The following is a 6,566-nucleotide window of genomic DNA, read 5'->3' on the forward strand; positions in this document are numbered from 1 at the left end:
TTTTCGTGAACCCCCTAGGGTTTTGGCCGCCACTGAGGTTCACGAACTCCATTATACTAACTGGGCAAGAAACTGCCGGTTAAATCATTGTGAAATGGCCTTTATAGCTAAAATCACAAAACTTGACATAAGCTACGGATAGTAAAGAGTCCTTATTCACTACACAGGTCTTGACAAACCTTGGTTCTTCCGGAGCCGTCATCCCTATCGTCACCTGTACTGGCAATACCTCGCCTTTTTACCATCCATTGAACCCTGACATCATCGCCGATAACCTACGCTTGAGCCGCTACTTGATTCACCGGAAACTGCAAAGCATCAAGCGCCGATAGCTCCTGTTACACTTGGAAGAAATCATGACTGTTATCTATGCCATTCACCTACACGGGTAAGACTGCTCTCGTCACCGGCGCTTCCACCGGTATTGGGGCGGTCTTTGCGCGAGAACTGGCACAGCGGGGGTGTTCTTTAATCCTGACGGCTCGTTCGCAAGAACGTCTGGCTGCGCTGGCTGATGAATTGCAAAACACTCACAAAATTCCTGTGCGGATTTATCCGGCTGACCTGCGGTCCCCGGAAGCAGTCAACACCCTGATCCAGCACGTCCAACAATCGGGCCAGCCGGTGGATATTCTGGTGAACAATGCGGGATTTAGCACCTGCGGCTGGTTTCACACGATTGACCCAGCGCAAGAGGCGGCGTTGATCCAGGTGAATATCGCCGCATTAGTGGCCTTGACCCACGCCTTTTTGCCGCAAATGGTGGCTCGCCGGTCGGGGTTGGTGATCAATGTGGCGTCGGTGCTTTGTTTTTATCCCTTGCCCTATCAAGCGACCTATTCGGCCAGTAAGGCGTTTGTTCGTTCTTTGACGGAAGCGCTGTGGGCCGAATACCAGGGAACAGGGGTGCGCTTTTTTGCCCTATGCCCAGGGCCGACAGCGACGGAGTTTTTTGACCGCATGGGGAGAGATATCCGGATGCCAAAAATGTCCCCGGAAGCAGTGGTGCAATTTGCCCTGCGCGCGATAGAAGGCAACCAACCCTGGGGCATCCCCGGCTGGCAAAATCGGTTGTTGAGTGGCTTTTTACCAGCCATGACGCCCCGCTTTTGGCTACTGAAACAATTAGCCCGCGTGAGCCGCCGCCTGTACGGGATTGCCCAAGAGTCCTAAGCATTGCCACACCTGCTGGAGTAGGTCGGGAATACCTGCACCCGTGACGGCAGAAATGAGACAAACAGGGTTGTACTGCGAGAGGGTTTGCACCACGTCTTTTAACTCGTTTCCATCAGGCAAGGCGTCAATTTTATTCAACACAATCAGTTCGGGCCGGTCCGTGAGTGGTTGCCCTAGTTGGGGGGTGTAGTGGGCCAATTCATTGCGTATCGTGTGGTAGTCGGCAACAGGGTCAGGCGAGGTACTGTCAATCAGGTGAATGAGCAAACGCGTGCGTTCAATGTGGCGCAAGAATTCAATGCCTAGCCCGGCTCCGGTGTGCGCACCGGCAATCAATCCCGGAATATCGGCAAATACGGTGCCATCACCCTGGGGATTCGCCACCACGCCCAGGTTGGGTACCAGCGTCGTAAAGGGATAATCGGCGATTTTGGGACGGGCTGCAGAAATGCGACTGATGAGCGTAGACTTGCCGGCGTTGGGCAGGCCGATGATACCGACTTCCGCCAGAAGCTTGAGTTCTAACCGCAAGCGCCGCACTTCCCCTGGTAACCCCGGTAAGGCGTAATCGGGCGCGCGATTGTGATTGCTCAAAAAATGCCGATTGCCTAAGCCCCCTTTGCCCCCCTTGGCGACCACGACCGTTTGCCCAGGCGTGACCACATCGGCGAGCACCTCCCCGGTGTCGGCGTCCATCACCACCGTGCCGCAGGGAATGGGAATGACTAGGTCCTTACCGTTGGCGCCGGTGCAGTTGTTGGGACCGCCCCGCTGGCCATCTTGGGCGCGAAAATGCCGTTGATAACGAAAGTCCAGGAGGGTATGCCGTCCCGTTTCTGCCCGTAAAATGACATCGCCCCCTTTACCGCCGTTGCCCCCGGACGGCCCACCAGCCGGAACATACTTCTCCCGGCGAAAGGCTACGACACCATCCCCACCTTTGCCTGCTTGGACGGTGATTTCTGCCTGGTCAATAAACTGCATCGTTCAATCGCAACACCTGTGGTAAGATACATATCCTAGCAAGTGCTATGTCTTTCGAGACGGCAGTTCGATTCATGGTGAAATTGCGGTTAAAGCGGTTTGGGCGCAAGGGTCAGGTGTCGTATCGGATTGTGGCGGCCACGGCGTTGTCCCGGCGCGATGGGAAAACGTTGGAGGAGTTGGGCTATTACAACCCCCGTTTATCCGACCCCACGCAGCGCACTCGTTTGAATGTGCCGGCGATTGTGAAATGGTTGAAGCAAGGGGCGCAGCCAACTCCTACTGTCCGCAGTATCTTGGAAAAGGCGAAGGTGTTTGACCAACTCCATGCCTGACTACGAAGGGTTAATGCGATTTTTGCTAACCCCCATGCTCAGCCATCCAGAGGAGTTGCGGCTGGACCAGGAGGTGCTTGCCAGCGGCGTCTGGTTGCGCATGGCCCTGGCAGATGCGGACCGGGGGAAGGTCTTAGGCCGGGGCGGTCGGACGTTGCAAGCCATCTTGACCGTGTTACAAGCTATCGCGCAGTTGGCCGGCCAATCGTTTCACCTGGATATCTACGGTCTGAACAACCCCCCGACGCCAGAGCGCTCTAGCCCGGAACGTTCTGAACGAACACCTGCACGACAACGGCGTGGGGGTCAACGCTGAGATTGGCTAACGCGTGTTGATGTTGGTCTTTCCGTTGCCGGATCGGACAAGTGCCGTCGCATTGGCGGGAGCCGAAGAAAAAAATTTACGCCGTTTGAGCGAATTGACCGGAGTGCAGGTGGTGCTGCGGGGGCAAGAATTGCATCTGCGGGGAACAGAACCGGCCATCGGCCAATGCGTACAGGTGGTGGAAGCCTTGGCCTATCGCTGGCGACGCGGACAACCCGTCACCGAAGCCGATATTGAAATGGTGCTCCAGGCCCCCGACCGAACCTTGGTGGCGCAAATGCACCGGGAAGTTCTGGCTCGCACGCGCCGGGGCGAAGAAATCTGTGCACGAACGTTAGGACAATGGCAATACGTGCGAACCATTCGCACCCACGATATTACCTTTGGTGTCGGACCGGCGGGAACTGGGAAAACCTATTTGGCGGCGGTGTTGGCGGTGCAGGCACTCCAAAACCAAGAGTGCGAACGCCTCATCCTGACGCGACCAGCGGTCGAAGCAGGGGAAAAGCTCGGTTTCTTACCGGGAGACTTGCAACAGAAAATTAGTCCGTACTTGCGACCGCTGTACGATGCCCTGTACGACCTGATTGACCCAGTGCGGATTAACCAGCTTTTGGAGCGGGGGGTCATTGAGGTGGCGCCGTTGGCCTACATGCGGGGACGGACGCTTAACCGGGCGTTTATCATCCTGGACGAGGCGCAAAACACCACACCGGGCCAGATGAAGATGTTACTCACGCGCCTGGGATTTGGGTCGCGGATGGTCATTACGGGCGATACGACCCAGGTGGATCTAGACCGGCGGCAGGATTCGGGCTTGCTGGTGGCGTTGCAGGTGTTGCAGGGGGTGCCAGGGATTGGATTCTGTTATTTAACAGCAGCCGATGTCGTGCGCCATCCCCTGGTCCAACGGATTGTCCAAGCCTATGAACGCTACGAAGGTTCAGCAGGAGGTTACAGCTACAGCTAACAACGGAGCTGCGCCTGCGACCCATGGAGTGGCAAAAAAGCATAATAAAAAAGGCCGCTTCCCTCAGGAAACAGCCTTTGCAGACAGCGTGAAAGGAGTTTGGAAGGGTCAACGCCTGTGCAGGTCGAAGCGGTCCAGGTTCATCACCTTGGTCCAGGCCGCCACGAAGTCGCGCACAAATTTTTCCTGGGCGTCGTCGCAAGCATAGACTTCCGCCAGGGCGCGCAGCTCGGAGTGGGAGCCAAAGATGAGATCCACGCGTGTTGCCCGCCACTTGACTTGTCCTGTCTTGCGGTCGCGTCCCTCAAACAGATAGCGCGTCTCATCCAGAGGGCGCCACTCGGTGCTCATATCCAGCAGGTTGACGAAAAAGTCATGGGTCAGCACTCCAGGACGGTGGGTCAAGACGCCCAGGTTGGAGCCATCGTAGTTGGCATTCAGGGCGCGCATCCCGCCAACCAGCACCGTCATCTCTGGCGCCGTGAGCGTCAGCAGTTGCGCCTTGTCCACCAGGAAGTACTCCGCCGGCACCACCGACTGGGCCTTGAGATAGTTGCGGAAGCCATCGGCAAACGGCTCCAGGACTTGAAACGACTGCACATCGGTTTGCTCCTGTAGAGCGTCGTTGCGTCCCGGCGCAAAGGGCACGGTGATGTCCATACCCGCTGCCTTGGCCGCTTGTTCAACCGCCGCGCAGCCCCCTAGCACAATCAAATCCGCCAGGGAAATTTTCTTGCCGTTGGTCTGGGCCTGGTTAAACTCCTGCTGAATTTGCTCTAAAGTGGCAAGCACCTGGGCAAGTTCGGTGGGGTTATTGACGGCCCAGTAACGCTGCGGGGCCAGCCGAATGCGCGCACCATTGGCACCACCTCGCTTGTCGGAATCGCGGTAGGTTGAGGCTGAGGCCCATGCCGTGCGCACCAGTTGGGCAATGGTCAAGCCAGAGGTGAGAATTTTTTCCTTCAGCGCCCTGATGTCATCGGCTTCGACCAGCTTGTAGTTCACTGGGGGGATGGGGTCTTGCCAGAGGAACTCCTCTTCGGGCACTTCGGGACCGATGTAGCGGATCTTCGGACCCATATCCCGGTGGGTGAGCTTGAACCACGCCCGCGCAAAGGCTTTTTCAAACTCGTCAGGGTGTTCATAGAACCGGCGCGCAATTGGTTCGTAAATCGGGTCGTAGCGCAACGCCAGGTCGGTGGTGAGCATCGTGGGCAGGTGCTTCTTGTTCGGGTCGTAGGCATCGGGAATGACCGGCTCGGCATTTTTCGCGACCCACTGGTAGGCGCCTGCTGGACTCTTAGTGAGTTCCCACTCGTACTCAAAAAGATGCTTGAAGTAATCGTGGTTCCACTGGGTGGGTGTGCGGGTCCAGGTGACCTCCAGACCACTGGTAATGGTGTCGGGACCTTTGCCGGTGCCATACCTGCTTTCCCAGCCCAAGCCTTGCATTTCAATGGGCGCGGCTTCGGGTTCTGGACCGACCAGCGACTTATCACCAGCGCCGTGGGCTTTGCCAAAGGTATGGCCGCCAGCGATGAGGGCAACCGTTTCCTCATCATTCATCGCCATGCGACTGAAGCTTTCGCGAATGTCTTTAGCGGCGGCAATGGGGTCAGGGTTGCCGTTCGGGCCTTCGGGGTTGACGTAAATTAAGCCCATTTGCACAGCCGCCAGGGGCTGCTCCAATTCCCGATTGCCCGAGTAGCGGTACTGGTCGCTGAGCCACTCTTTTTCGGCGCCCCAGTAGATGCTTTCATCCGGTTCCCAAACATCTTCACGGCCTCCTGAGAAGCCCAGCGGCTTAAAGCCCATGGATTCCATGGCCACATTGCCGGCCAGAATCATCAAGTCCGCCCACGAAATTTTATTGCCGTATTTCTTTTTAATTGGCCAGAGCAGACGCCGCGCTTTATCCAGGTTTTGGTTATCAGGCCAGCTATTGGTCGGTGCAAAACGTTGCAAACCCTTGCTGGCGCCCCCACGACCGTCGCCAATGCGATAGGTGCCAGCAGCGTGCCACGCCATGCGGATAAACAGACCGCCGTAGTGTCCAAAATCGGCTGGCCACCACTCTTGGGAATCCGTCATGAGCTTGTGCAGGTCTTGCTTGAGGGCGTAATAGTCCAAGCTTTGGAAGGCTTCGCGGTAGTTGAAGCCCTTGTCCATGGGATTGCTCAACTCCGAGTGCTGCCGCAGCATCGAGAGATCGAGCCGGTGGGGCCACCAGTCGGTATTTTTGGTGCCAATCGCCCCTTTACCATTGCGGAACGCGCCCGCAAAGGGGCACTGGGAGACGCCACTAGTGGCACTTGCTGTCGCTGAAGACGCTGTGATGTGCTCCATAGCTCTAGGCCAAGTTAAACAACGAATTAGTTAACTAATTACAGCTTATGGATTTTCCCAATGGGTAGAGGCCAACTTGTTGCCATAAGTTTACAACTATTAACAAAGTTTAAATTTATGATCTCCTAGGTTGCCTGCAGGAGTTCATGTTCCGTATCACGAATTTCAGCTATGGACGCAAGAACTAAATTGATAGGTATTTCTGCTAGGTAGTGTACTGCGTGAACGGAAGATTGTCACACAAAAAAAAACTTCAATCTGTTGCACTCAGAGCGCTGGTCGGGTTGTGACCTAAGCGTCTCACCAGTATCCAGGCTATAGCTAAAAACATTTAGTCTGACGTAGAATAAGGCTGATAGGTTACGGAGTGATGTCTATGCCTTACAGCACAGACTTACGTCAGAAAGCCATTGAAGCGGTCTTGGGGGGT

6 protein-coding genes are annotated in these 6,566 nt (G+C 56.0%); 4 read left to right on the forward strand and 2 right to left on the reverse strand.

Annotated elements, in window-relative coordinates:
- Positions 1-369: 369 nt before the first annotated feature.
- Entirely contained in the window at positions 370-1,173 is an 804-nt protein-coding gene (locus tag NZ705_12225) for an SDR family oxidoreductase (GenBank protein ID MCS7293710.1), read from the forward strand.
- Here the strand turns inward: NZ705_12225 and obgE are convergent.
- Entirely contained in the window at positions 1,126-2,160 is a 1,035-nt protein-coding gene (gene obgE / locus NZ705_12230) for a GTPase ObgE (GenBank protein MCS7293711.1), read from the reverse strand. The genes NZ705_12225 and obgE overlap by 48 nt on opposite strands.
- A 74-nt stretch (positions 2,161-2,234) precedes the next feature.
- On the opposite strand from obgE, the gene rpsP reads away from it, so the two are divergent.
- From rpsP to NZ705_12245, 3 genes are read left to right on the forward strand one after another with little or no spacing between them, the layout of a single operon-like run.
- The gene (gene rpsP / locus NZ705_12235; GenBank protein ID MCS7293712.1) at positions 2,235-2,495 is read left to right on the forward strand and encodes a 30S ribosomal protein S16; all 261 of its coding nucleotides are present in this window, start codon (positions 2,235-2,237) and stop codon (positions 2,493-2,495) included.
- Entirely contained in the window at positions 2,488-2,811 is a 324-nt protein-coding gene (locus tag NZ705_12240; protein ID MCS7293713.1) for a KH domain-containing protein, read from the forward strand. The genes rpsP and NZ705_12240 overlap by 8 nt, the downstream gene beginning before the upstream one ends.
- A gap of 19 nt (positions 2,812-2,830) precedes the next feature.
- On the forward strand, positions 2,831-3,790 hold the full coding sequence (locus NZ705_12245; protein ID MCS7293714.1) for a PhoH family protein: 960 nt from the start codon (positions 2,831-2,833) through the stop codon (positions 3,788-3,790).
- A 108-nt stretch (positions 3,791-3,898) separates the two neighbouring features.
- On the opposite strand, the gene katG is transcribed toward NZ705_12245, so the two are convergent.
- Positions 3,899-6,136 (reverse strand): catalase/peroxidase HPI, encoded by a 2,238-nt coding sequence (gene katG / locus NZ705_12250; GenBank protein MCS7293715.1) that lies wholly within the window; start codon positions 6,134-6,136, stop codon positions 3,899-3,901.
- Positions 6,137-6,566 lie beyond the last annotated feature (430 nt).

It is taken from the genome of Gloeomargarita sp. SKYB120 (assembly GCA_025062155.1).
Lineage (GTDB): Bacteria > Cyanobacteriota > Cyanobacteriia > Gloeomargaritales > Gloeomargaritaceae > Gloeomargarita.

Coding starts and splice junctions, on each gene's coding strand:
- NZ705_12245 (MCS7293714.1), top strand. CDS start 2,831: ATGTTGGTCTTTCCGTTGCCGGATCGGACAAGTGCCGTCGCATTGGCG.
- NZ705_12225 (MCS7293710.1), top strand. CDS start 370: ATGCCATTCACCTACACGGGTAAGACTGCTCTCGTCACCGGCGCTTCC.
- NZ705_12240 (MCS7293713.1), top strand. CDS start 2,488: ATGCCTGACTACGAAGGGTTAATGCGATTTTTGCTAACCCCCATGCTC.
- katG (MCS7293715.1), bottom strand. CDS start 6,136: ATGGAGCACATCACAGCGTCTTCAGCGACAGCAAGTGCCACTAGTGGC.
- rpsP (MCS7293712.1), top strand. CDS start 2,235: ATGGTGAAATTGCGGTTAAAGCGGTTTGGGCGCAAGGGTCAGGTGTCG.
- obgE (MCS7293711.1), bottom strand. CDS start 2,160: ATGCAGTTTATTGACCAGGCAGAAATCACCGTCCAAGCAGGCAAAGGT.